The sequence below is a fragment of the Limnoglobus sp. genome (assembly GCF_059499385.1).
Map to the genome: position 1 here is coordinate 18,991 of NZ_JCABYM010000063.1, position 24,511 is coordinate 43,501.

16 protein-coding genes are annotated in these 24,511 nt (G+C 70.5%); 4 read left to right on the plus strand and 12 right to left on the minus strand.

Going from position 1 to position 24,511, the window contains the following annotated elements; all coding sequences use genetic code 11:
- Nucleotides 1–44 precede the first annotated feature (44 nt).
- Complete coding sequence (locus AC5JJ2_RS11600) at nucleotides 45–2,690, minus strand: S1C family serine protease (RefSeq protein WP_495858149.1); 2,646 nt, start codon at nucleotides 2,688–2,690, stop codon at nucleotides 45–47.
- Between the two features lie 152 nt (nucleotides 2,691–2,842).
- On the opposite strand from AC5JJ2_RS11600, the gene AC5JJ2_RS11605 reads away from it, so the two are divergent.
- Entirely contained in the window at nucleotides 2,843–3,382 is a 540-nt protein-coding gene (locus AC5JJ2_RS11605; RefSeq protein WP_495858150.1) for an RNA polymerase sigma factor, read from the plus strand.
- Nucleotide 3,383: 1 nt separating this feature from the next.
- Here the strand turns inward: AC5JJ2_RS11605 and AC5JJ2_RS11610 are convergent, their stop codons facing one another.
- Together AC5JJ2_RS11610 and AC5JJ2_RS11615 are read right to left on the minus strand one after the other, a co-directional pair.
- Nucleotides 3,384–4,547, minus strand: a complete 1,164-nt coding sequence (locus AC5JJ2_RS11610; RefSeq protein WP_495858151.1) for a cytochrome-c peroxidase — start codon at nucleotides 4,545–4,547, stop codon at nucleotides 3,384–3,386.
- Between the two features lie 166 nt (nucleotides 4,548–4,713).
- On the minus strand, nucleotides 4,714–5,655 hold the full coding sequence (locus tag AC5JJ2_RS11615) for a DUF1559 domain-containing protein (RefSeq protein ID WP_495858152.1): 942 nt from the start codon (nucleotides 5,653–5,655) through the stop codon (nucleotides 4,714–4,716).
- A gap of 228 nt (nucleotides 5,656–5,883) precedes the next feature.
- On the opposite strand from AC5JJ2_RS11615, the gene AC5JJ2_RS11620 reads away from it, so the two are divergent.
- The gene (locus tag AC5JJ2_RS11620) at nucleotides 5,884–6,528 is read left to right on the plus strand and encodes a VWA domain-containing protein (RefSeq protein WP_495858153.1); all 645 of its coding nucleotides are present in this window, start codon (nucleotides 5,884–5,886) and stop codon (nucleotides 6,526–6,528) included.
- Between the two features lie 177 nt (nucleotides 6,529–6,705).
- Nucleotides 6,706–6,969 (plus strand): hypothetical protein, encoded by a 264-nt coding sequence (locus tag AC5JJ2_RS11625; protein WP_495858154.1) that lies wholly within the window; start codon nucleotides 6,706–6,708, stop codon nucleotides 6,967–6,969.
- Nucleotides 6,970–7,050: 81 nt separating this feature from the next.
- Here the strand turns inward: AC5JJ2_RS11625 and AC5JJ2_RS11630 are convergent, their stop codons facing one another.
- From AC5JJ2_RS11630 to AC5JJ2_RS11655, 6 genes are all read right to left on the minus strand, one after another.
- On the minus strand, nucleotides 7,051–11,580 hold the full coding sequence (locus tag AC5JJ2_RS11630) for a 3-keto-alpha-glucoside-1,2-lyase-like domain-containing protein (protein WP_495858155.1): 4,530 nt from the start codon (nucleotides 11,578–11,580) through the stop codon (nucleotides 7,051–7,053).
- A gap of 151 nt (nucleotides 11,581–11,731) precedes the next feature.
- Nucleotides 11,732–12,784, minus strand: coding sequence for an Ldh family oxidoreductase (locus tag AC5JJ2_RS11635; RefSeq protein ID WP_495858156.1), 1,053 nt, complete (start codon nucleotides 12,782–12,784; stop codon nucleotides 11,732–11,734).
- An 8-nt stretch (nucleotides 12,785–12,792) separates the two neighbouring features.
- Nucleotides 12,793–13,815 carry a carbohydrate-binding family 9-like protein gene (locus AC5JJ2_RS11640; protein ID WP_495858157.1) on the minus strand — a complete coding sequence of 341 codons (1,023 nt, stop codon included), beginning with the start codon at nucleotides 13,813–13,815 and terminating at the stop codon, nucleotides 12,793–12,795.
- Between the two features lie 245 nt (nucleotides 13,816–14,060).
- Nucleotides 14,061–17,486 carry a protein kinase domain-containing protein gene (locus AC5JJ2_RS11645; RefSeq protein WP_495858158.1) on the minus strand — a complete coding sequence of 1,142 codons (3,426 nt, stop codon included), beginning with the start codon at nucleotides 17,484–17,486 and terminating at the stop codon, nucleotides 14,061–14,063.
- A 205-nt stretch (nucleotides 17,487–17,691) separates the two neighbouring features.
- A complete protein-coding gene (locus AC5JJ2_RS11650; RefSeq protein WP_495858159.1) occupies nucleotides 17,692–18,615 on the minus strand; it encodes a DUF6666 family protein in 924 nt (307 codons plus the stop codon).
- A 213-nt stretch (nucleotides 18,616–18,828) separates the two neighbouring features.
- Nucleotides 18,829–19,851 (minus strand): 1-aminocyclopropane-1-carboxylate deaminase/D-cysteine desulfhydrase, encoded by a 1,023-nt coding sequence (locus AC5JJ2_RS11655; RefSeq protein WP_495858160.1) that lies wholly within the window; start codon nucleotides 19,849–19,851, stop codon nucleotides 18,829–18,831.
- Between the two features lie 231 nt (nucleotides 19,852–20,082).
- On the opposite strand from AC5JJ2_RS11655, the gene crtI reads away from it, so the two are divergent.
- The gene (gene crtI, locus AC5JJ2_RS11660) at nucleotides 20,083–21,633 is read left to right on the plus strand and encodes a phytoene desaturase family protein (RefSeq protein ID WP_495858161.1); all 1,551 of its coding nucleotides are present in this window, start codon (nucleotides 20,083–20,085) and stop codon (nucleotides 21,631–21,633) included.
- Between the two features lie 15 nt (nucleotides 21,634–21,648).
- Here crtI and AC5JJ2_RS11665 read toward each other — a convergent pair whose 3' ends face one another.
- The 3 genes from AC5JJ2_RS11665 to AC5JJ2_RS11675 are packed head-to-tail and all read right to left on the minus strand — an operon-like array spanning nucleotide 21,649 to nucleotide 24,246.
- Nucleotides 21,649–22,128: a hypothetical protein gene (locus AC5JJ2_RS11665; RefSeq protein ID WP_495858162.1), complete on the minus strand. Its 480-nt coding sequence runs from the start codon at nucleotides 22,126–22,128 to the stop codon at nucleotides 21,649–21,651.
- Between the two features lie 40 nt (nucleotides 22,129–22,168).
- A complete protein-coding gene (locus AC5JJ2_RS11670; protein ID WP_495858163.1) occupies nucleotides 22,169–22,906 on the minus strand; it encodes a DUF4058 family protein in 738 nt (245 codons plus the stop codon).
- A 47-nt stretch (nucleotides 22,907–22,953) separates the two neighbouring features.
- A complete protein-coding gene (locus AC5JJ2_RS11675; protein ID WP_495858164.1) occupies nucleotides 22,954–24,246 on the minus strand; it encodes a Gfo/Idh/MocA family protein in 1,293 nt (430 codons plus the stop codon).
- Between the last annotated feature and the right edge of the window lie 265 nt (nucleotides 24,247–24,511).

The window sequence follows — 24,511 nt, forward strand, 5'->3', positions numbered from 1 at the left end:
GCGGCCGCACCAGCCGGCGTCCAGCCCCGCCTCCCGGCGGCCCGCTACCGTCGGCGGCGGGGCCGCTCGTCGTCGTCGAGGTCGCGGCGGGCGACGGCGCGGCCGCGGCCGCGCTTCGTCGGCCGCTTCGCCGGGGTCCGCAGCCCGAACCACGCGAGCGCGCCGCAGCCGGCCAAGATCGCCGCCACGATGGCCCACATGACCGCGTCGCGGGTGGTCGTGTCCCGCTCCGGCAGGGGTTGTTCGATGACCAGCGGGATGAGGGCCTTTTTCTTTTCCTCCTCATCCCGCTCGTACCCGGACAGGTCGGGCGATCTGTGGTCGTTGGCGATCCACGCAACGAACCGGGTTTCGTCCACCGCGGCGAGGCCGGACACGGCGCACTCGACCGCCTTAGTTGCGGGGTCGATCCGCCGGGCGGCGAACGTCACCTTCATCAGGTGGCGGTCCTTGCCCACGTCCCTGAGGAAGTCCCGCAGCCGTTGGCCGTGCTCCGGCCGCAGGTAGAACTTCAGGTCCGTGATCGGCACGCCGTCCGCGTCCGCCACCGACAGCATGGGGAACGTCTGGTCCCATTTTCCGGTCTTGAGTACCACGTCCGTCAGGCCGGTGACGACCAGGCGGAACGTCGTGGTCATGCCGATCCGCCCGGCCGGGTCGGTCCGCAGCATCCGCAAGTTCTCGGCCTGGGCGTCGGCCTCCCGGTCGGCCTGCTCCTGGGCCCGCGAGTCGTACTTCGCCCCCGGCGGGAGCAGCTCCGGGCCGTCGTCCCCGAACAACCCGTCGTCCGACCGGAACTCGGTCACGGAACACAGGAACGCCTTCCGCTCGTACCGGACCATCCGGTACTTGAGCCGCGCGCTCAGCCCCGGCCCGCCCGCCGGCAATACCTTCGCGATCTTGGCCCCCGTCTCCGGCCGGACGTACAGCTTCAACGCATCGAGCGGCTCGCCGAGCAGGTTCTTGGCCACCAGCCGCTTGAGCGGCACGGGCTTCCCGCCGACCGACACGGTCTCGTCGCGGACCTCGGTGACGAGGAGCGTGTACTCGACCCGCCCGTTGACCCGGTCGTGGGGGGAGTCGAGCAGCGACTTGTAGAAGTTCCGCTCCGCCGCCACGTCCACCGGGGACTTCTGGCCCGGCAGTGGGGCCGCGTACTCCTTGGCCGCCGCCTCCCGCCTGAACGTCGTCACCGGCTTGCCCGTCAGGTCGAGCAGGCTCAGGTCCTCGACGACGAACTGTAGCCGGTTGGCGTCGCCGCCGTACCGCACCTTCCCCCGCGCCCGGAACGCGAGCCGGCACTGCTTCACGCCGGCCGCGTCGAGCTTCGACCGCACCGCATGGTCGAGCACGAACTGCAACTTCGCCAACCCGCCCCCGTCCCCGTCGAAGGCGGTCAACAACGCCCCGTCCCGCACGTGGTGCCACTTGTCCACGCCGACGGACAGGATGTCCGTCGTGAACTCCTTGCCCACGACCTCCGCCGCCCGCCGGTCCAGGTCGGCCACGTCCGCGACGCCGGCCGGCGGCGGGCCGAGCAGCGTGGCCACCGGCGGCAGCTCCTCGTTCAGGTTCCCGGTCAGCCCGTCGTGCCCGCGGTCCCGGCCGAGGGCGGAGAAGACCGTGTGCCCGCCCTCCGCGGCCCGCCGGGCGACCCGGACCGCGGGCAGCAGGTACGACTTGCCGTCGGCGAACGTCATCCGGAGCTGGTACCAGAAGTGCGACCCGTCCGGGACCGGCAGGGCGGCCGTGTACTTGCCGTCCCCCGCGGCGGTCGGCTTGACCCACACGGCCTTCGGCAGCTCGTACACCCGCTCGGGCGGCTGCCGGTCCGGGGCGGCGGCGACTTGGACCTCCAGGACCTTCAACAAGTCGTGCGCGTCGGTCACGGTGAACGCCACGCGGAGTTTCGGGGGCGTGCCCTCGACGGTGACGGCCGGCGGCGTGGCGTGAACGTCCTTCACGACGGCCCGGACCTTCGCGGCCGGGACGGCGAACCCGAGGCCGGCCCCGCGGATGGCGCTGACGGCGACGCCGACGAGCTTGCCGTCCTGGGTGACGACCGGGCCGCCGCTGTTGCCGGGGTTCACCGCGCCGTTCAGCTGCACCGTCGCGACCTCGCCCTTGTCGTCGGTCCGGTTGCTGGACACGCTCGCCGCCCCGATCGACAGCTCCGGGTTCTTCGCCCCTTCCGCCAGCGCCTCGCCGAACGGGAACCCGCACACGAACACCGGCGTCGTTTCCGGGACGCGGTCCGCCCCGGCCAGCGGGAGCGGGTCCGGGATCGGCTTGGCGGCCGTCACCCTCAGCAGCGCCAGGTCCGCCTCCCAGTCCTTGTACACGACCTCCGCGTCGGCCGCCCACTCCGCCGCCGTGCCGCTGTGGAACACCACCCGGATGACCGGGGGCGTGTCTCGGGGGAACGGGTTGACGGAGAACGGCGACCGGTTGACGGCGAGCGACGCCGGCGGGGTGACGACGTGGTCGTTCGTCACGACCAGGCCGTACCCCTTGCCGGCGTGGACGACGAACCCGGACCCGGAGCTGTTGTACCCGTTCACGCCGACCTTCACGAACACGGTCGCGGCCTTCAGCGCCTTCAACCTGTCCGCCGGCAGCCCGCCCGGCTGGGCGTGGGCCGCGGTCGCCGCGGCGAGGGCGAGGGCGGCGGGCATCCAAAGGCGGAACATGGGGCGTCCTGGCAACGGGGAGGAAGGTGAACCGGGAGACACATTAGCATAACGGCCCGCTCCGCGGCCGTCAGCAGAAATGGCCGCCGGTCCCGGCCCTACCATGATCGTACCGTCACCGGGGGCCTGCCGTCGCCACCACGTCGCCGAGTTTGTTGGAGCGGTTGAAGCGGCCCGGCCCGCCGGACGCGGACTGGCGGCAGTTGCACGACATCTACGTCCCGCTCGTCCGCCATTGGCTCGGCAAGCTCGGCGTGCCGGCCGCCGACGCCGACGACCTCACGCAAGAGGTCTGGGTCGTCGTCCTCCGGAAGCTGCCGGCGTTCGAGCGGCACCGGGACGGCGCGTTCCGGGCGTGGCTGCGGCAGTTGGCCGTCAACCAGGTCCGGAACTGGCGGCGGAAGCGGCCGGCCGCGGCCGACGACGCGCCAGACCAACTCGAAGACCCGAACAGCGACCTGACGCGGCAGTGGGACCGCGACCACGACCGGCACGTCTTCGAGCGGCTGTTACAGGTGGTGCGGCCGGACTTCGCGGCCGGGACGTGGGAGCTGTTCCGCCGGTTCGCGGTGGACGGCCACCCGGCGGCGCGGGTGGCGGAGGCGTGCGGCGTGTCCGAGGCGGCCGTGCTCCAGGCGAAGTCGCGGGTGCTGAAGCGGCTCCGCGCCGAGGCGGCCGGGCTGATCGACTGACTCACGGCGCGCTGATCGCCGGCGGCCGGACGCGGCGGATCGGCTCGTCGAGCGCGTGCAGGAACGCCTCCAGGTCGGCCAGGTCCTGCTTGTTCAGCCCGAGCGACTTCAGCAGCGGCGACTTCGCCGGGAAGTTCGGGTCGTCCTTCTGGTCCGCCTTCCGCCGGACCGTCGGCATCCCGGCGGTGTACATCCGCAGCACGCCGACCAGCTCGAACAGCCCGTTGTGCATGTACGGCGCGGTCCGGCCGACGTTCCGCAGCGACGGCGTCCGGAACGCCCCCACGTCCTTCGCCGCCTTCGTCGCCCGGAACCGGCCGAGGTCTTCCAGCTCCCGGCCGTAGTAGCTCAGCCCGACCTCGTGGAACTTCCCGTCCGAGAACGTCGGCCCGTTGTGGCAGTTCAAGCACCGGGCGTCCGTGCGGAACAGGTGCAGCCCGCGGACTTCCGAATCCGTCAGCGACTCGGCCTTCCCGGACAGGAACGCGTCGAACCGGCTCTTGCCGCCGACGAGGGTGCGCTCGAAGCACGCGATCGCCTGGGCCGTGCGGTCGAGCGTCACGGCCTTGTCGCCGAACGCCTTCGCGAACAGCTCCGGGTAGCCGGCCCGCTGTTCGAGGCGGGCAACGAGCGTCTTCTCGTCGGCCCGCATCTCGTCCTTGTTCGCGAGGACGGCCTTCGCCTGGTCCTCCAGCGTGGCGGCCCGGCCGTCCCAGAACAGCGACGGGAAGAATGCGGCGTTGAGCACGCTCGGGGCGTTCCGCTTGAGCTGCTTGCGGTCGTGGCCGAACGACGTGGTGCGGCCGTCGGCCCACGCCAGGTCCGGGTCGTGGCAACTGGCGCACGCCGCTTGCCCCGTGCCGGACAGCCGGCCGTCGAAGAACAGCGCCTTGCCGAGGTCGGCCTTGTCCTTCGAGTAGGGGTTGTCCTTCGGGTGCGTCACCGCCGGCAGCGGGCCGAGTTCGCGGTGCTCGACGCCGGCGTCGAGCGTCGGCGTCGGCCACTCCTTCGGCGGCTTCGCGTACCGCGGGCGGAGGTCCGCCGCGAGTGCCGCGTACTTCTCGGCCGTGAGTTCCGGGCGGGCGGGCAGCCGCTTCGCCGGCTCGTCCTGCGCGGCGGCCGGGGCGGCGAGGAGGAGGGCGAGGAAAAAGGTCGCGCGCGTCATTCGTTCTCCGATGGATGCCGGTCTTGTAGGGCGGGTCAAGGCTTTGCGCCGACCCGCCACGCCTCCAGCCACCTCGTCATTTCTCCCGTGTGGTCGCGGCCCCGGCGGGTCGGCGCAAAGCCTTGACCCGCCCTACAAGACCGCCGAAGGCCCGCCCGGTCGGCCGCTAGTTCTCCGTCAGCACTTCGCCGCCCATGCGGGTGAGCAGCCCGGCGACCAGCTGCGACGGGCTGGCCTTCTGCAGCGCCCGGACCGACCCGTCGGCCGCCAGGACGTTCGCTAGGCCGGTGTGGAACGCGTAGATGCCGTTGTTGTTGCTGCAGTTCACCATGCACGGCCCGTTGCCGACGCCGTTCGGCTGGTAGCCGCCGACGACGAACATGTTCGGGACGGCCCACGCGCAGTTCGCGGCCGTCGGCTGGCTCGCCGGGTCGAGGACGCCGGCCTTCCAGAAGTCCGGCCGGCCCGCGGACTCGACGAGCGCGAGCGTGTTCGACGTGCCGTCGGTCACTTCCGTCACCTTGACGAACCGGTTCTTCCCGGCCCCGAACACCCCCTCCGTCTCGGCCGGGGCCTGGCCGGGGATGAACCCGAGGCCGGGGTTGCCGTTCGCCCGCGTCACGTACAGCGCGCCGTTCGGGCCGTAGTGCCCGCCGTAGTCGGCCGGGGCCGTCGGGTACTTCACGCCGGACTCGTCGAACGAGTTCGTGGACCCCGTCCGGCCGGGGTTCGGGGTGGACGGGCAGACCATCAGTTGCAGCGGCGTCGCCAGCACGGCCTTGTTCGACGAGTGGTTGTACCGCTGGTCGAACTTGTACTGGGTGCGGACGTTCTCCTGCTCGACGTGCGGCAACAACTGCACGCCCCAGTAGCTGACGAAGCTGTTCGTCCCGAACGTCCGCTCCTCCTGGGCGCACGGGAACCCGCCGCGGGCCGACTCGAAGTTGTGCATCGCCAGCCCGAGCTGCTTGAGGTTGTTCAGGCACTTCGCGCGGGCGGCGGCCTCGCGGACCTTCTGGACGGCCGGCAGCAGCAGGCCGATGAGGATGGCGATGATGGCGATGACGACGAGCAATTCAATGAGCGTAAACGCGGCACGGCGGCGCATGGCGACGGCTCCGGCGAGGGGGTCGGGGTCGTGAGCGTTCGGAAGGTGAGCGGCAGGAGACGCCGCGTCCCGGACGAGAACGAATCTCGGGGGAGATCGCCGAGATGAGGACTCACTCAGCCGCTCATGATAGCTTCATTTTTGCGAACGGCCACGCCGGTCGCCGGTATAATCGGGCGGGTCCCGTCACATTTCGCGACGCCCTTCACCTCTCGTGGGAGCCTGCCCGTGCGCCAGGATTTGACCGACATCACCGTAGTTCTCGACCGCAGCGGGTCCATGCACGCCTGCCAGTCCGACTCCGAGGGCGGCCTCAACCGGTTCATCGCCGACCAGAAGAAGCTGCCCGGCGCGGCCGTGTTCACGCTCGTGCAGTTCGACACCGAGTACGAGTTCGTCCACCGGGCCGTGCCCATCCGCGACGTGCCGCACTGCCCGCTCGTGCCGCGGGGGAACACGGCCCTCCTGGACGCCGTCGGCCGCGCCATCGTCGAGACCGGCGAGCGGCTGGCGAAGACGCCGGAGAAGGACCGGCCGGGGCTGGTCGCGTTCGTCATCCTGACGGACGGGCAGGAGAACTCCAGCCGGGAGTTCAGCCTGGCGAGGGTGCGGGAGATGATTTCGCACCAGCAGGACGTGTACAAGTGGCAGTTCACGTACCTCGGGGCGAACCAGGACGCGTTCGCGGAGGCCGGGTCGCTGGGCATCGCCGGGGCGGCGGCGAACATCACGAACCAGACGCACCAGGCGGCGTGGGCGGCGGCGAGCGCCCACACGGGCCGGATGCGGGAGGCCGCCCGGCTGAACATGCGCGTCGTGAACCAGTACACGGCCGAGGAGAAGAAGGCGATGGAAGGGACGACGGAGCGCTGAGCCTGGGACCTGCAGTTACTACTGCCGTTTTCACACGCACCGGGTACCGGGTACTGAGTACCCGGTACCCGGTACACCCACCCGCGGGGAACGACACTAGATCAGCACGTCCCCGTCATTCTCGTCGAAGTCCCACAGCGTCGCCGCCGGCGCGGCGACGGCCGGGTCCGCGTCCGGTTGGAACGAATCGGCCCCGCCGGCGACGCCCACGTCCGCCGGGTCGCGGAGCTACCCGAGGGCGACGGTGTCGTTCCCGGCGGGGCGCTGCTGACGTTCGAGGCGAACTTCTTTGCCGGGGACGTGAACCAGCGGCAGGGCGTGCCGGTGGCGGCGCTCGAACTGGACGGCGACGGCCGGGCGGACATCGTAGCCGGCCGGCCGCCGGTGTTCCGGTCGTTCGACGCGAACTTCAACCCGCTCGGCGGCGTGTTCGTCGGGTGACGGCGTGGGTGAGAAACGCGAACGCCGCCGGGAGTGACCCCGGCGGCTTTTTTTCGCAGGTTGCCGGTGCAACGGCGAGCGTCACGGCGTCACCCGCTTCACGCGGACGTTGCGGAACTCGACCGGAACCCGCTGGTTCTGCTGCAACCCGATGCGGCCGGTCGAGCGCTTCAGGCCGGGGTTCTGGTCGTACTTCGCGATGGCCGCGGCCGAGTCCAGATCGGCGTCGATCGTCTGCACGTCGTTCACCCACACCTGCAGCTGCCGCCTCACGAGCCGGACCCGCATCGCGTTCCAGTCGTCCTTCTTGACCGGCGGATCGACCTTCCGCTCGAACACGTTGTACGCCGACCCGGTCTTCTGGATCGGCGGGAGCTGTGCCCACTGGGGGAACGCGTCGTCGATGATCTGCACCTCCAGGTGCTGCCCGCCGGCCACGGGGGCGGCCGGGTCGGCGCGGAGGAACAGCCCGCTGCCGATCCCGGCGGCGTGCTTGTACTGCAACTCCAACTCGAAGTCGTCGTACTCCGCCTCGGTCATCAGCACGCCCGCGCCCGCGCCGGCGTTCGCCGCCGGGCTGCCGACGACGCGGCCGGCCTTCCACTCCCACGCGGGCGGCCCCGCCGTCGTCCACCCCTTCAGGTCCTTGCCGTTGAGTAGCGGGACGAAGTCGTTCGCGGGTGCGGCCGCGGCCGCGGTCAGTTCCTTGACCCGGAGGTTGCGGAACCGGACCGGGCTGCCGTGGTCCTGCAGCGCGATCGGGCCGCGGGGGACGAGTCGGGCGTCCACGGCCCCGCCGCTCGTCTTCTCGACCGTCCCGCGGTCGATGACCGTGACGCCGTTGAGGACGACGGTAAGCTCCCCCTTGCGGGTCGGCAGCGGGGCGCGGAACGTGATGTCGAGCGTCTGCCACTGTTCGGGCGGCAATGCGGCTTCCGAGGACGGGGCGAGGTCGCCGTACAGCGCGCCGCACGCGAACTGGGGCGGGATGCCCTTCCCCTTCGAGTCCAGGATTTGGATCTCGTACCGGTCGAGCAGGTAGATGCCGCTGTTCGCCCGCTGCTGGCCCTGCTTGTTCGCCTCCAGCGGCAGCCAGAACTCGCACTTCAGTTGGAAGTCCGGGCCGTAATCGCCGGTCGTCTTGGGGTTGTTCGCCGGGCCGAGCCGGCCGCCGGGGACGATCTCGATGGCGTCGCCGACGACCCGCGCCCGGCCCTGGTTCACCCACCCGGCCAGGTCCTTGCCGTTGAACAGCGACGTGAACCCGACCTCCGCCGCGGCCGCGGCGGTGGGCAGTTCCTTGACGCGGACGTTGCGGAAGCCGGCCGCGCCGCCCCCCCGTTTGAACCCGATCCGCCCCTCGGCCCGCTTCAGGCCGGGGTACACGCCCGGCCGCTTCGCGTGGTTTTCCAGTTTGCTGTCATAGATGAGATTGCCGTTCAGTCGGACTTTCAGGCTCTGGCCGCGCGACTCGACTTCCATCTCGTTCCACTCGCCGTCCGGCTTCTGTTTGCCGAACGAGTCGGCCTTCTCGATGAACGACCGCTGGGGGGTCCAGGAAACCAACAGCGCGCCGGTCGCCCACAACTGATTGCCGTCCTTCGGCGCACCGCAGAGTGCGATCTGGAGGTGCGAGGGGGATGGGGTTGGGACGCCGGACCCATCGAGAACCGGCCGCTCGTTCGGCACGCACCGGAACCCGAACCCGCTGTTCGTCGTGCCGCCCTCGGCTTTGAACTCGAACTTCGCGACGAAGTCCTTGTAGCTCTTCTCCGAGAGCAGCCAGCTCTCAACGCCGCTCGCCTCGGTGACGGTCACGGCGATGGCCCCGTTCTCGACCTTCCATTTCGCGGTGTCGTTGCTCTCGGCGACCCACCCGGTCAGGTCCGTGCCGTTGAAGATCGACACGAACCCGTCCGCCGGGGGCGGCGTCAGCTCCTTGACGCGGACGCTGCGGAACCGTGAGACGCCCCACCGCTTCTGAATCCCGATCGGCCCGGCGGCGCGGGTCAGTCCGGGGCGGTTCACCTTTGCGGCATGCTGGTCCAGCGTCGTCCGGGTGGTCACGGTCCCGTTCACCGTCACGGTCAGCGCCCGGTCGAGCAACTCGATACTGACCTGGTTCCATTCCCCCAGCCGCCGGACCGGGGCGGCGGCGTCGGACACGCACTGCGCCAGCCCGCCCGTCCGCAGGGTCGGGTTGTTGCCGACGACCTTGGCGATCTCGGGGTCGGTCATGTCGGCGAACGTCACTTCCGCCTGCGGCTCGACGGCCGGGTCGCACCGGAACCCGATGCCGGTATCCGTGCCGGCTTCCATCGCGTACTCGAACTCGAGCCGGAAGTCCGAGTACGCCTTCTCGGTCATCAGCCAGCCGTGCTCCCGTGGGCCGTCGCTCTTCGGCGCGCGGACGGTCAACTCGCCGTCCTTAACCGAGTACCCGCCGGCCGTGCCGGTCTCCCGCCACCCGGTCAGGTCCGTGCCGTTGAAGATGGACACGAACCCGGTCTCCGCGGCGGCCTCGGCGGGCAGTTCCTTGAACTCGATGTCCTTGACCGTGACCTCCAACCCGTTGCCGGAGTGCAACTGGAATCCGACGATGCCGCGGTCCGGCAGGGTCGCGAACTCGCGGTCCACGGTCGTTCCGCCGTTCAGCACGATCGTCACCCGCTTGCCGACGCACCGGACGAGGACCTCGTTGAAGTCGGCCGGCTTCACGTTCACGGCGGCGGCGTTGGCGGCCTGCATCATCCCGCCGCTCTTCTCCCCGTACAGGCTGCCCCAGTACCCGCCCCCGAGGTCCGCCTGCGGGCCGGCGACGGCGAACTGGGCCGCGTCGATGACCTTGCTCCGCACCTGGATGCCGGCGTTCGGGTTCGCCGCCCCGACGAGTTTGACCTTGCACTTCAGCTCGAAGTCGCCGTACTCCCGCTCGCTAAACAGGCAGGTGTTGAACTTGATCCCGTCCGGGGTCGTCGAGCCGACGATCATCCCGTCCTTCACCGACCAGAGGTTCGTCAGCCCCTTCCACCCGGTCAGGTCCTTGCCGTTGAAGATCGGCGAGGCGAGGCCCGCGGCCGAGCCCCCCCCGTCGGGCGTCACCGGTTGCGGGGCGGGTTTCGCCTTCGCCTTGAGCGTCACCTTCACCGCCTGCTTGTCGCCCTTCTTCACCGTGAACTGCTGGGTCGTCGTCTCGAAGTCCGCGCCGGTCACGGTCAGCCCGTGCTCGCCGGCGGTCAGCGTCAGCGGCTTGTCGAGGTTCGCCAGCTCGATCCGGTTGCCGTCCACCTTCACTTCGACGGCCGCGGCCGGGTCGCTCAGCTCGATCGTCACGTCGCCGTGCGGCGTCCGGACCGTCACGACCACGACGGCGATCACGGCCAGCACGGCGGCCGCGGCCGCCGCGATCCAGGCCGCGGGGTTCGACTTCTTGGGCCTCTTCTTCGCCTTCTTCGGCTTCCGCGGGGCGGGGCGGGCCGCTTCGACCTCGCCCGTCACGTCGATGGCGGCGAACTCGTTCACCGTCTCGGTCACCGTTGGCGGTGGCGGCGGTGGCGACGGGGCCGCGGGCGGCAGCTGCACGAGCGACACGGACACGGCCGTCGGCGTCAGGTACTCGGTCAGCGCCTCCGCGACGGCGGCCATCGACGGGAACCGGGCGGCCGGGTCCTTCGCCATCGCCCGCCGGCAGACGGCCGCCAGCCGCGGGTCGGCGTCCTTGCGGAACTCCTCGACCGGCGGGACGGCGGCCGTGAGAATTTGGCCCATGACCATGCCGAGCGACCCCTGGTACGGCGTCTGGCCGGTGAGCATCTCGAACAGCATGACGCCGAGGGCGTACACGTCCGTGGCCGGGCCGATCTTGTCGATCTCACCCTTCACCTGCTCCGGGGCCATGTAGCTGGGCGTGCCCATCACCGCGCCCTGCTGCGTCAGCTTCGCCTCGTTCGGGTCGGTCTCGCTGATCCGCTTCGCGAGGCCGAAGTCCATGACGACCGGCTCGCCCTTCGCGTTGAGCATGACGTTCGCCGGCTTCAGGTCGCGGTGGACGATCCCCTTCTCGTGCGCCTCCTGGATCGCGAGGGCGACGTTCCGGGCGACCTCCGCGGCCCGCCGCTGGTCCATCGGCGAATCCGGGTCGATGGCCTTCTCCAGCGAATCGCCGCGGATGTACGCCATCGTCATGAACGGCCGGCCGTTGATCTGCCCGGCGTCGTAGACGGGGCAGATGTACGGGTGCAGCAACCCGGCCGCGGCGCGGGCCTCGCGGACGAACCGCTCGACCCGCTTCTTCTCGTTCGCGTCGAAGCTCGGCAGCTTGAGCGCGACCGGCCGGCCGAGTTGCGTGTCCTCCGCGAGGTAGACGGCCCCCATGCCGCCCTTGCCGAGCAGTTTCACGACGCGGTAGCGGCCGAACTCGGCGGGGAGGGACGGGAACGGGTCGCCGCCGGTAGAAGTCGGGCGGGTGTCGGACCGTTGGCCGTCGAGGGTGGGGACGGCCTTGAACGGGGTGCCGCACTTCTTGCACTTGACGCCGCGGCCGGCGACCGTGTCGGCCACGTTGGCGGACGCCCCGCACGCCGGGTTCGGGCACTGGATGGTGATCGGCATGGCACGTCTCGCGCTGGGGACGGAGGACGGAAAGGATATTGTAACTCGTCGGCGCGGGAGGGACGGAATTTGTAGGGCGGGTCAAGGCTCTGCGCCGACCCGCCGTCGCGCCCGGCAGCCCCGGCGGGTCGGCGCAGAGCCTTGACCCGCCCTACAAGATCGGCGGCACCGGCACGCCGAAGTTCGCCGCGAACGGGGTCAGCGCGTCCATCACGCCCGGATAGAGCGCCACGCCGTCGGCGAGCGCCCGCCGCTTGCGGGCCAGGCCGCGCTCGCCGGGCAGCCGCACCGCGTCCCCGCCGGGGACCGGGGGCGACGCGCGACACGCCGCGGCCAGGTGGCCGGTCTGACGGCGGAACGCCTCCGCGCCCCCGAACGCCGCGGGGTCGAACACCTGCACGAACACGGACGCGCCCCAGCCGCCGGGCTTCTCCGCGCGGCCGTGGCCGCCCAACCCTTGCGTGAGCGCTTCCACCAGTAGCGCCAGCGCGAACCCCTTGTGCCCGTGGTCCGTGCCGCCGGCCGGGAGCAGCGTGCCGGGCGGGTCGGCGAACAGCACCGTCGGGTCGTCGGTCGGCTGCCCGGAGGAATCCAGCGCCCACGGGCCGGGGAACCGCTTCCCCTCCCGCCGCAGCCGCGTGGCCAGGCCGTTCGTCGTGATGGACGCGCTCACGTCGATCAGGATCGGGTCGCCGTCCGTGGGGATGCCGACGGCGAGCGGGTCCGGGGTCAGCACCGGCGTCCGCCCGCCGAACGGGGCGACGCTCGCCGCCGCCGGGTCGGAACTCGCGACCGTCACCATCAGCCCGCGGGCCGTGGCGCGTTCCAGGAAGACGGCCAGGCAGCCGATGTGATGGCTCCGCCGGATCGCGACGGTGACGACGCCGTAAGTCGGGGCGCGTTCGACGGCGAGATCGACCGCCTTCGCCGCGAGCCAGACGCCGGGGAGGGTGCGGCCGTCCCACGTGACCGTCGCGCCGCGGTCCGCGACGACTTCCGGTTCGCCGACGGCGAGCATCTTGCCCGCGGCCAGCTCGTTCAGGTACGCCGGGGCGAGTTGCAGCCCGTGCGTGGTGTGGCCGAGCAGGTCGGCTTCGACCAGCCCGGCCGCGATGACGGTCGGCTTGTCCCCGTCGCACCCGGCGGCGGCGAACAGCTTCGCCGCGTAGTCGGTCAAATCAGCGGGGCGGTATCGAACGTCCATGACGGTTCCTACTTGCTCCAGAGGAGGGCGTCGTGCGAGAGGCCCCACCGCTTCGTTCCGGCCGTGACGATCGCCTCGAACCCGCGGGGCGTGAGTTCGATCGTCGCGCCGGCCAGGCCGAGGTCGCCGACGGCCGCGGCGTACTTCCCGTTCTTCTTGTGATACTCCCGCTGGGCGTAGTAGACCGCGTGCAGCAGGTCCTTCGTCCCCTGGGCCGGGTCGGGCGTGTAGTCCACCTTCCCGCCGACCTTCGTGCTGAACTGGACGTACCCCCACCGCTCCGGCCGGTGCATGTCGATGACGCCCTGCGGCGACCAGACCCAGTTGTGCTCCGGCTTCCCCTTCGCCTTGACGTACTTGCCGTTCTCGACCGTCGTGTCCCACTCGACGCGGGAGAAGTTGATCCGCCATCGGTCGCCGTCCTTCGGCGGGGCGGCGACGGGCGTGAGTTCCTTGCACCCCTCCCACGGCCACGCGATCTCGACCGTCCAGCCGGTGTCCGCGTCGCGGGCGTCGTTGAGCGTGCCCGTCAGCTGCACGGCCGTCTTCAGGCCGATGACCTCCCACCCGTTGACCGCGCGGCCGCCGTCCTTGTACGGCTTCGGCAGGAGCAGGTCCCAGGTCGTGTTGAGCGCGTTGAGTTCGAGTTCGCCGTACAGGTGGTTGTCGCCGTCCGGGTCGAGGAAGACTTCGAAGTCCGGGTCGTGGAAGATGACCGAATCGTGCTTGGTGAGCGTCGCCCACAGGTGCGGCTCCTCCATTTCGGCGGCGATGTAGAGGGCGGTGTCGTCCCACGTCATCTTCATCCGCGTGCGGTGGCGCGGCTTCGGCTTCTTGTCGCCCTCGATGTCCGTGAAGTCGTCGCTCCACGCGGCCGCGGCCCACGCCGGGTCGTCGAGCTTGCCGTCGATGGCCGGCGGCTTCTCGGCCGTGAGGCAGACGTAGCCCTTCGGCGCGGCGGCCGGCGGGTCAGCGGCGACGAGCGGCACGAGGGCGAGGAGGGGAAGCAGGGGTACGAGGCGAAGAGACATGGTTGGAACCTTCGAGGAACGACTACCCGTATCAACGGCGAGCGTCACGGCGTAAGCGTGACGTGTCTCCGAACGGCAACGACCGATCTTGTAGAACCCTGAGCGGAAGCGACGGGGTGTGGAGACAGCCTCGACACCCCGTCGCTTCCGCTCAGGGTTCTACTTACAACGGCATTCGGCCGTCGCGCGGGACGAGACACGTGACGCTTACGCCGTGACGCTCGCCGTTGCCACGGCAACCTCGCTCATTCCGCCCGCAGCGCCACGTACCGCACCAGCATCCGCCGGTCGCCGGGCCGCAATTCCGCGAGGCGGGTCGGCCGGCCGCGGAGCAGCCGCTCGACGGCCGGGTCGTCGGCCGCGGCCGGGCTGACCGCCACCTCGTTCCCGCGGGCCGACCGCAGCAGCCGCGCGGCCACCAGCGGCGTCTGGCCGAAGTAGTCGAGGCGGTCGTTCATCGTCACCACGTAGGCCAGGCCGCGGTGCAGCGCCGCCTTCAGTTTCAAACTTCGCGTCAGCGGGTTGTTCGCCAGCGCGTCCGGCAGCAGGAACGCCGTCCGCGCCCCGGCGTCCGCGTCGGCGAACGCCGCCACCACGCCCGCGCCGACCGTCTTCAGCACCACGCCGCCTTCGGCCTTCACCCGCTCCTCCATCGCCCGGAACGCGGCCTGCAACGTCTGGAACGCCTCACTCTCGCCGAGCGTGTCGAACAGCGCCTCGCCGCCGTCGATCTCGGCGAGCAAGAGCGTCACGACGGACGCCGGGGCCAACTGGCCGGGGGCGAGCAACTCGCCGGGGAACAGCTCGCGGAACGCCGGCAGCGACACGGCCCGCGCCGCCGTCAGCACGTCGTCCCGCGGGACGGCCCGCTCGATCCTCGCGATGATCTCGTGCGGGCTGCCGTTGCGGAGCGACAGCACGATCCCGCCGGCGGCCAGCCGCGGCGGCGGGTCCACGCCGAGCGCCGCGAGGTCCAACTCCCACCGGCGGACGGCCGCGCCGGCCTCGATGCGTAGTTCCACCTTCTGCGCCAGCTGCGGGCCGCGGAGTTGGTACACGCCCTCGGACAGCGGCAGTTCCAACTCGACCCGCTCGCCGGGGGCCACGCGGGTCTGCGCCACGACGTGCGGCGAGTGGGCCGGGCCGCCGGCGCAGTACGTCCCCGGCTCGGCGCGGCGGACGTCCGGATGAACGCGGAACACGGCCTCGACCGCCCCGGCGAAGTCGGCCGCGAACGACTTGTCGCACGCGGTGCAGTTCTCGTGGTCCTTCAGCTCGCGGAGCGTGTCCTTCCGCCCGGCCGGGATGCGGCACAGCGGGCAGATCAGGTCCCATTTCAGTTCGAGCAGCCCCTCGCCGACGGCCCGCAGGCAGGCGTCCGTGATGGCGGCCTCGTCCAGGTTGAACCGCCGGGCCAGGGCGATCGGGCGGATGCGAGCCGCCTCCTGCTCCGGGGCGTTCGACACGTACAGGCCGAGCAGGTCGGCCGCGTCCGGCGGCACGCCGCGCTCGACGAGCTTGGCCACGCGGTCGCGGAGCAGCCGCTGCCGCGGGCCGGTCAGCCGCGTCGGAACCTCGAAGGCGTCCTCCACCGCGCCGGCCTTCTTCGCCGTGAGAACCTCGTCGATGCGGCGGTAGACGCGGCCGAGGTTGCGGGCCGACTTCGCGCCGAGTTCGACCCGCGCCGCGATCTTGCCGAGCAGGTTCCGTGGCTCCGCCCGAAGCGTCTGCCGTAGCCGCGTGCCGCCGCCGGGCAGCGGGTCCAAGTCGACGACGCTGACGAACCAGACGAACGGCCCGCGGCTGAACTCGCGGAGGACGCCCATCCGCCGGCCCTCGACCCACTCGAACGGGTGCTCCTCCCACTCCATCTTCATCCCGCCGACGCGGGCCGAAGCGAACCGCCGCGTGCCGAGCTGCGGGTCGCGGCGGATTTCGTAGCTGACCGACGGCAGCCCGGCGGCGCGGTTGAGGCGTTCGGTGTTCGAGACGTAGGGCCACAGCTGCGCGGGCGACGCGGCCAGTTCCCACGTGTGGACGTACTCGCGGACGTTACGGGAACCGGCCGGCAGCCGCGGGTGCGTCGCGAGGTCGGACGGCGCGCCGCTGATGAGCCGCTCGACCTCACGGAGGAACGCATCCGCGTCCGGCGGCCGCTGGCCCGGCTCCTTGCTCAAACATCGGGCGACGAGCGCGGCGACGGCCGTGCTCGCGTCCGGGGCGACCCGCTCCAGCGGCGGCGGGGCCTCGGACGCGACCGCCCGCGCCAGCGCCGGCAGGCTGTCCGCCGGGAACGGCGGCCGCCCGGCGAGCATGTGGAAGAGCGTCGCGCCGAGCGAGTACACGTCCGCCTGCGGGCCGACGGTCGCCTTGCCGAACTGCTCCGGGGCCATGTACAGCGGCGTGCCGAGGACGGCCCCGGCCTGCGTCACCTCCAACGACTCGGACTGCACGACCGGCCGGGCGAGGCCGAAGTCGCCGACCTTCACCCGCCGCCCGGCCCCGTGCTGCGAGACGAGCAAGTTGTCCGGCTTCATGTCGCGGTGGACGATGCCGACCGCGTGCGCCGCGGCCAACCCGCGGGCGGCGTCCGCGATCATCCCGAGGGCCGTCGGCTCGTCGAGCCGGCCGACGCCCTTGAGCAGGTCGCCGACCGACTGCCCGGCGACGAACTCCAGCGCCATGTAGCAGTGCCCGCGGGCCGCGTTCGCCTCCACCAGCCGGGTGACGAACGGCGTGTCCAGCGAGCCGAGCAGCCGGGCCTCCTTCACGAACCGGCGGCGGGCCGTGTCGGACGCGCGGACGGCGTTCCGCAGCACCTTGACCGCGACGACCGCGCCGTCCACCGGGTCCTCGGCGCGGAACACGACGCCGACGCCGCCCTCGCCGATCTTCTCCAGCAGCACGAACCGGCCGAGCGTGTCGCCGACGGCCGGGGGCGGGGTGGCCTCCGGCGCGACAACGTTCCCGGCGTCGCTGGTCGCCGCGAGGTCCACGGCATCCGGCACGGCGTTGCCCGCTTCCGTTTCCATCGTCATGCTCGGGTCGATGGGCCGGAACTTCGCCGCGACCTCCTCCGCCAGGGGCCGGTCCTCGACGAGCGTGGCCTGCATCTTCGCGAGCACGGCCTTCCCCTCGCGGTCGAACGCGGCCGCGCCGAACAGGCCCTCCAGCTTCTTCCCCAGCCACGCCACGTCCGCCGCCGGGTCGGACTCGGCCATGAGGTCGGCCGGCGTGCAGCCGTCGGCCGTGCCGGTCGCGTCGAACGCCATGCGGCCGTCGGCGGTGACGCGGATGGTGGTGCGGTGCGGGCTGCCGAGCGTGAGGCCGACGCGGTGCGCCGCCGCGAGGAACGCCGTGAAATCCGGGAGGACGATCCCGGCCAGACTGTTCGGCAGCGTGCCGTCGAGCGGTCGCGACGTGGGGACGACGAGGAACGGCGGGTCGTGCCGGAGGTCGGCGTGGACCGGCTTGAGCGCGGCCGGGTGGTCGAGCAGCTTCAGGAGCGCGAGCCGGCGGGTGAGCGCGGCCCACACCCGCGGGTTTTCCTGCGCCCGGCCGAGGGTGCGGAGTTCGAGGCCGTCGGCGGTGGAAAAGATCGGTCCGGCCGGCCCCGCCCCGGCGGGGGCGGCGACGACGAAGTCGCCGAACTGCGTGGCGGGTTCGAGCATGGCCATCGGGTCGTGGGGAAGACGGACAGGGACATGATAGCCGACGCGCGGTGACCGTTAGACGTGACTTCCGAAGTCCGGCTTCGACTTCGGAAGTCGATCCCGCGCCGAGGCGTTCCTCCATCCCGTGGGTGCTGGTCCCGCTCGACTTCCGAAGTCGAAGCCGGACTTCGGTAGTCAGGTACTCGCGGCTCAGCGAAGTGGGTTACGGCCTACGCAAATCGAGCGCGAACGTCGGGTTATTCGCCACCGGCAGCACCGGGGCGTACCGGTTCGTCCGGTGCTGCCGCGACCCGCCGAAGAAGTACGCGAACCCCAGGTACGCGTCGAGCGTCCCGGTGTCCGACGGCGTGACGAAGTTCCCCTGCCCGAACAGCGCGAACCGGTCGTTCAGCGGCACGAACACCTGCAACCCGAACGCGATCGCCGGGTCCGACCGGTGCGTGTCCGGCAGCAGCACGATGTCCGTGCCGTGCTGCCCGGCGACGCCGATCCAGAGGCGGGTCTCCGCCCCGGTCTCCCACTTGTGGTTCCAGAACAGGTTGACCTGCGAGATCGGCCGGATGCGGAAGTCCGACCCCAGCACCCGCACCCGGTCGCCGCCGGCGGCGAGCGTGCCCCAGAGGCCGACCTCGTTCTGTTCGCCGACGGCCACGCCGGTCTCGGCCCGGACCTGCCCGGCGTGGATGCGGTCGTAGTACCGCGACACCTGGAAGTCGTACCCGACGCCGGCGTACCACCCGTCGGACCGCTTGAACAGCCCGACGGTCGTGAACCACTGCTGCCGGTCCTGCGTCCCCTCGACGACCCGCAGCACCTTGACGCCGGCCTTCGACAGGTTGACGCCCATGCCGATTTGCGCGCCGAGGCCCCACTCCTTGACGAGCGGGACGCCGAGGTTGGCGGAGAAGTTGCCGCCGAAGTTCGCGTTGATGCCGAGGTCCTGCGGCTGCCGCGACGCCTCGATCCCGCTGAAGATGGAGAAGTTGTCGAGTAGCGACTCGCCGCCGTCGTGTTGGGACAGTGGAAGGGGCGGCTTCTCCGACTCCGGGAACAAGTCCTGCGCGGACGCCGACGCCGCGAAGAGCATCGTGAGGGCGACCGTCGGTAGCCATCGCAGGGCGGGCATCACTCGACCTTCTTCGTGACGATAACGAGAACTCCCGTTCTGGTTCTATCGGTCGTGACGGCTGGGCAGTTGAGGCAAAGTCCCACATACGCGGCGGCGGGTTTGTAGGGCGGGTCAAGGCTTTGCGCCGACCCGCCGGGGGACCGCAACCACACGGGAGAAATGAAGAGGTGGCTGGGGGCGCGGCGGGTCGGCGCAAAGCCTTGACCCGCCCTACGAGAGGACCTCCCGCGGGTTCGCGAAGATGGCCGGGACGCCGCCGGTGTGGACGAACACGACTACCGCGTCCTTCGCGTACCGCTTCGCCCGCACGTCGGCGACCAAGCCGGCGAGCGCCTTCGCGGAATAGACCGGGTCCGTGAGGATCGCTTCCGTCGTGGCGAGCAGCCGCATCGCCTCTTGCCCGGCCGGCGACGGCTTCCCGTAACCGGGGGCGACGAACGCCTCGTCCGCGTCGATGTCCGCGGCCGTCAGCCGGTGGGGAAGCCCCAACATTTCCGCCGCGGCGTTCGCGTCGTCGGCCAGCGCCGTCGGGATGTGCCACGGCCAGTGCATCGGGCAGATCAGCCGCACCGGGCACGTCAGCCCGAGCGCCTTCGCCCCGAGCGCGACGCCCGCCCCGGTCGCGCCGGACGACGACACATAGATCGCGTCCGGCTTCAAATTCATCGCGGCGAGTTGTTGCACGACCTCGGCGACGCACACGGCGTAGCTGATCGCCGCCAGCGGCACGACGCGTGGCCGGTGCCAGAAGTACACCGTCCGCCCCTTCGCGCGGAACTCCGCGGCCTTCGCCGCGAGGAGCTGGTCCAGCTCCGGGCCGATCGTCGCGTCCGTGAACTCGACCGTCGCGCCGACGAGGTAGTCGAGCAGCAGGTTCCCCTGCGGCTCCGTCGCGTAGTGCCCGCGGCTGAGGAACAAGTAGCAGTCGAGGCCGAGCTTGGCGCACCCGGCGGCCGTCTGCCGGCAGTTGTTCGACTGCACGCCCGCGCCCCACACGACCGTGTCGCACCCTTGTGCCACGGCGTCGCCGAGGAGGAACTCGTTGTGCCGGGCCTTGTTCCCGCCGAGGAGCAGGCCGGTGCAGTCGTCCCGCTTGACGAAGACGCGGGCGTCACCGATCCGCTGCGCGAATCGGGGAACTTCTTCGAGCGGCGTCGGCAGGTGGGCGAGCCGCGCCCGCGGCAGGCGGTCGGCGGCGGCGAGCAGGTCGGCGGGCGAAAGCGTGGGTGTCATGGAAGCGATTGTATCGGCCCGCCGCCTGCCATCCCGGCCGGCGCCACCGCCACCGCCGCCACCGCCACGGGTGGCCCCCGTGGCGGAATCGCCACCTGGGTTGACGCGACACCTATAATGTCTATTTGTTCACATTCCATTTTCGGCGCGATTCGGGGTTGAATTCCGTCCCGCCCCGCGGTCTATCATGTCGTCGTGCCACCGCCCGCCGGTCTTCGTATCCCAGCCACCATGCCGAACCGCGAACCCGCCGCCCCGAAGTCCGTCCTCATCGTCGGTGCCGGGCCGGGCGGCCTCGCCGCCGCCCTGTTGCTCGCGAAGGCCGGCGTCCGCGTCCGCGTCGTCGAACGGCTGCCCCGCGTCGGCGGCCGCTGCTCCGCCGTCGAAGAGCAGGGCTTCCGGTTCGACCTCGGCCCGACGTTCTTCCTCTACCCGCAAGTCCTCGAACGCATCTTCCGGCTGATCGGCCGCGACCTGCGAACCGAAATCCCGATGACCCGGCTCGACCCGCAGTACCGGCTCGTGTTCGGCGGCGGCGGCGACCTGCTCTGCACGCCGGACCTGGAGAAGATGGCCGCCGAGGTGCGGAAGCTGTCCGCGGACGACGCCGGGAACGTCGAGCGGTTCATCGCGGACAACCGGGTCAAGCTCGAACTCTTCCGGCCGTGCCTGGAAAGCCCGTTCCTCGGCTGGCGCGACCTGTTCAAGCTGTCGCTCCTGAAGCTGCTCCCGGTGCTGAAGCCGTGGCGGTCGGTCGAGAGCGAGCTGAGCCGGTACTTCCGCGACCCGCGGGTGCGGCTGGCGTTCACGTTCCAGTCGAAGTACCTCGGCATGTCGCCGTTCAACTGCCCGAGCCTGTTCAGCATCCTGTCGTACCTCGAGTACGACTTCGGCGTGTGGCACCCCACCGGCGGGTGCGCCGCCGTCAGCGAGGGGATGGCCCGCGTCGCCGCCGAGCTGGGCGTCGAGTTCTACCTGGACGAACCGGTCACGGAGATGCTGTTCGACGGCAAGACGTGCGTGGGCGTGAAGACGGATCGTGACACGTACCTGGCGGACGCGGTGGTGGTGAACGCGGACTTCGCGCACGCGATGACGACGCTCGTGCCGAACCGCCTCCGCCGCCGGTGGACGGACGAACGGATCGCGCGGAAGAAGTTCTCGTGCAGCACGTTCATGCTGTACCTCGGCATCGACGGCCGGTACGACGACGTGCCGCACCACACGATCTACACGGCGAAGGACTACGTCGGGAACCTGGCGGACATCGAGACGAACCGCCGGCTGACGGCCGACACGTCGTTCTACGTGCAGAACGCCGGCGTGACGGACCCGACGCTCGCGCCGCCGGGGACGAGCACGCTGTACGTCCTCGCGCCGGTGACGCACCTGCACGACAACGTGAACTGGAGTGAAGAGAAGGCGAAGTTCCGCGAGACGGTGCTGAAGCAACTTCCCAAGATCGGCGTCACGGACGTGGAGAATCGCATCCGCTTCGAGAAGGTGGTGACGCCCCGAACGTGGCAAGACGAGTACGCGGTCTACCGGGGGGCGACGTTCAATCTGGCGCACAATCTGACGCAGATGCTGCACTTCCGCCCGCGGAACCGGTTCGAGGACTTGGGGAATGTGTACCTCGTCGGCGGCGGCACGCACCCCGGCAGCGGGCTGCCCGTCATCTACGAGTCGGCCCGCATCACGACGCGGCTGCTGCTGAACGACCTGAATCTGGACGCGGGCTGGCTGGACGAGGTGGAACGCCCGCAAAGTGCCCTGGTTTAACGGAAGAGCCGCGGGTCACGAACTCGCTGATGCGGCCGGTAACTGCTCTCGCGGTTGGTCCGGCTGGGGAGCGTTGGTAAGGCGATACCACTCCACCCCGGTGAGCGACCCAACCGACCATACCACCCCGGTCCACTCGGATACGTCCGAACCCACGGCCAGCCGGACCTGGCCGGCGGCCTGGAGCGGCCAACCGAGCCACCGCCGCGATGCCGCACCGACCCGATTCCCGCAGATAATCGTACCGGCCGCCGCGGACACACGACGGGCGATCCAGGGCGGCGGCGGGATTAACTCGTACCGGACCCCAGCAACGAGGTATGACAAGTGCCCGTCGGCCCGCCACGGGTGGTAGTGGACGGATGCCGCCCCGTCCCGGACGGCCATCGCCAGGATCATCCGCCACATTCGGCAGAGTTCGGCCCACTCGTACCCGAACTCGACGAACCATGGCTCCGCGGACGGTAGGTCGGGCAACTGAACTAGCTTCACCACCTGCAAGCCCTCCGGTGGGCCTCAGAGACTCGGTACGATACTACGCGATCCGCAGCACTCGGCACGTCTCCTCGTAACTCACTTCCAGGTCGAGGGTGATGACCAGTTCCGGCGTGAGCCAGATCGGCAGCCGGGGAAGCGGTTGGCCGACGACCAACGGCCGGTGCCATGCGTCGAGGACCCAGTTCGTCCTCGGCACCCGCCCTCGGCACGTCACGGCGTAGGTACACGACGGCGGGGTCGCGACCGTCGGGTCGCGGCGGTTGTAGAAACCGAGGAGTTCCGCGTAGAGGTTCGCCTGGCGGGTCGTCACCACGTCCACGATCGTGACGCACACGTTCTGCTGGAGTAGCGCGGCACACTTCGTCACGAACGCCTGCCGCGTTTCGGGCCGGTCCTTGTTCGACGGGCTGACGATCTCGATGGCCGCGACGAGCTGCCGGGCGCGGGATAGGTCGAAGATTTGTACTTCGTAATCGTCCACGTCGCGCAGCTCGGTTTCGACGCTCAGCGTGGGTTCGCTCTCCGTCAAGGTCGCGGTGGCCGTGCCGTTGGAGGAGCCGTGTGAAAGTAACTCCGGGCTGGGGTCGAGCGCTTGCCGGAACGTGCCGACATCGATCTCGACCCCGCTGCCCAAGTGCGTGGTCGGTTCGGCCAAAAATTCGGGCGGGAGCCTGTCGAGGATGGATTCAATCATTTTCAAAGGCCACCAGCCGTGCAAACCCGTCCAAGCGTGGCGGTCGTCAACCGGCGAACGGAAGTGGTCGCGGAGCGGCATACTCGGTCCTCACAGTCAAGATGATTTTACCGCGCCGCGGCAGAACGTTACGCCACCTTCCACTTCGCCCGCGGCTCGCGGCCGCGGAGCTTGTTCGCCGCGTCGTCGTTCGCGAACTCCTCCTTCGCCGGGTCCCACTTCAGCGGCCGCCGGAGTTGGTAGCCGAGGTTGCCGAGGTGGCAGACCGTCGCCGTGCGGTGGCCGACCTCCGGCGGGCAGATGCAGTCCGTCTTGCCGGCCTTGATCGCGTCCAGCCAGTTCGACTTGTGGTCGCCCGACGGCTGCACCCGCTTCGCCGCCTCCGGGAAGCCCGCTTTCGACCCGCTCTTGAAGATCACCTCCAACTGCGACCGGCCGACGAGGATCGTCCCCTCCGTCCCCTCGAAGACGCAGTCGGCCTTCAGTTCGCGGCCCTCCTTCGTTTTCTCGAACTCGTTGTGGATCATCCGCACGCCGTTGACGTACACGAACGTCAGCCCGCGGGTCGCCTTCTTGTCGGCCGGCGGGATGACCTCGACCGGGCCGCTGTCGTCCATCTTGAGCGCCCACTGGGCGATGTCGAAGTGGTGCGCCCCCATGTCCGCGACGAGGCCGCCGGCGTACTCGCGGTACGCCCGCCACTGCGGGAAGTGCGTGTGGACGCCCTTCGGGCAGAGCACCTCGTTGTACCCCCGCTCCGGGGCCGGGCCTTGCCACATGTCCCAGTCCGTCCCCGCCGGGATGTCCTGCGTCGGCAGGTCGCACGGCTTGTTCGGGTCGCCGACGCCGATGCGGACGGTCTTCACGTCGCCGACCCAGCCGTTCCAGATCATCTCGACGGCCGCGCGGAACCGGTTCTGGAACTCGCTCCGTTGCTGGCTGCCGACCTGGAACGTGACCTTCGCCTTCTTGACCTCCTCGACCAGCCACCGGCCCTCGGCGATGTTGTGCGTCAGCGGCTTCTCGCAATAGATGTGCTTGCCGGCCCGCGCGGCGAGGACGGCCATGTTCGCGTGCCAGTGGTCCGGCGTGGCGATCACGACGGCGTCGATGGTCTTGTCGTCGAGCAGCTGGCGGAAGTCGGTGACGGCCTTCACGCCCTTCCAGGAGGCGTCCTTCTTGCGGTCGGCGTACTTCTTCTCGACCATGCCGACGGCGTTGTCGAGCCGCTCCTTGACGCAATCGCACACGGCGACGACCTCGACCTCCTTGCGGTTCAGGAACCCGCCGAGGTGTCCGCGGCCCATCGTGCCCATGCCGATGAAGCCGAGGGTGAGCCTGCCGTTGGCGGCCAGCGCGCGGGAGGAGAGGACGAGCGGGGCGGCCGCGGACGCGGCGAGGAACGAGCGGCGAGAGAGCATGGGAGGAGCCTTTCGGGGAAGGTGGGGTGAGGCCGGTATCGTACCCGACCCGCGGGCGGAAATCGAGAAGACGAATGTGGAACCTGGAGCGGCAGCGACGGGGCGCGTGCGCTTTGGCGTTGGCCCATTTAGCGGACCCGCGACCGGTTTTGTTCCCTCCCCCCTTGGGGGGGAGGGTTAGGGAGGGGGTGAGCGCGTCCCTCCCAGGGAGCATCGCCCCTGTGAAAGGGAGGTTACCCCCTCCCTAGCCCTCCCCCCCAAGGGG

Bases quoted from the DNA above. Each gene is read 5' to 3' on its own strand.
- AC5JJ2_RS11615 (WP_495858152.1), bottom strand. From the start codon at position 5,655: ATGCGCCGCCGTGCCGCGTTTACGCTCATTGAATTGCTCGTCGTCATC.
- AC5JJ2_RS11675 (WP_495858164.1), bottom strand. From the start codon at position 24,246: ATGCTCTCTCGCCGCTCGTTCCTCGCCGCGTCCGCGGCCGCCCCGCTC.
- AC5JJ2_RS11635 (WP_495858156.1), bottom strand. From the start codon at position 12,784: ATGGACGTTCGATACCGCCCCGCTGATTTGACCGACTACGCGGCGAAG.
- AC5JJ2_RS11645 (WP_495858158.1), bottom strand. From the start codon at position 17,486: ATGCTCGAACCCGCCACGCAGTTCGGCGACTTCGTCGTCGCCGCCCCC.
- AC5JJ2_RS11630 (WP_495858155.1), bottom strand. From the start codon at position 11,580: ATGCCGATCACCATCCAGTGCCCGAACCCGGCGTGCGGGGCGTCCGCC.
- AC5JJ2_RS11640 (WP_495858157.1), bottom strand. From the start codon at position 13,815: ATGTCTCTTCGCCTCGTACCCCTGCTTCCCCTCCTCGCCCTCGTGCCG.
- AC5JJ2_RS11655 (WP_495858160.1), bottom strand. From the start codon at position 19,851: ATGACACCCACGCTTTCGCCCGCCGACCTGCTCGCCGCCGCCGACCGC.
- AC5JJ2_RS11610 (WP_495858151.1), bottom strand. From the start codon at position 4,547: ATGACGCGCGCGACCTTTTTCCTCGCCCTCCTCCTCGCCGCCCCGGCC.
- AC5JJ2_RS11600 (WP_495858149.1), bottom strand. From the start codon at position 2,690: ATGTTCCGCCTTTGGATGCCCGCCGCCCTCGCCCTCGCCGCGGCGACC.
- AC5JJ2_RS11670 (WP_495858163.1), bottom strand. From the start codon at position 22,906: ATGCCGCTCCGCGACCACTTCCGTTCGCCGGTTGACGACCGCCACGCT.
- AC5JJ2_RS11650 (WP_495858159.1), bottom strand. From the start codon at position 18,615: ATGCCCGCCCTGCGATGGCTACCGACGGTCGCCCTCACGATGCTCTTC.
- crtI (WP_495858161.1), top strand. From the start codon at position 20,083: ATGCCGAACCGCGAACCCGCCGCCCCGAAGTCCGTCCTCATCGTCGGT.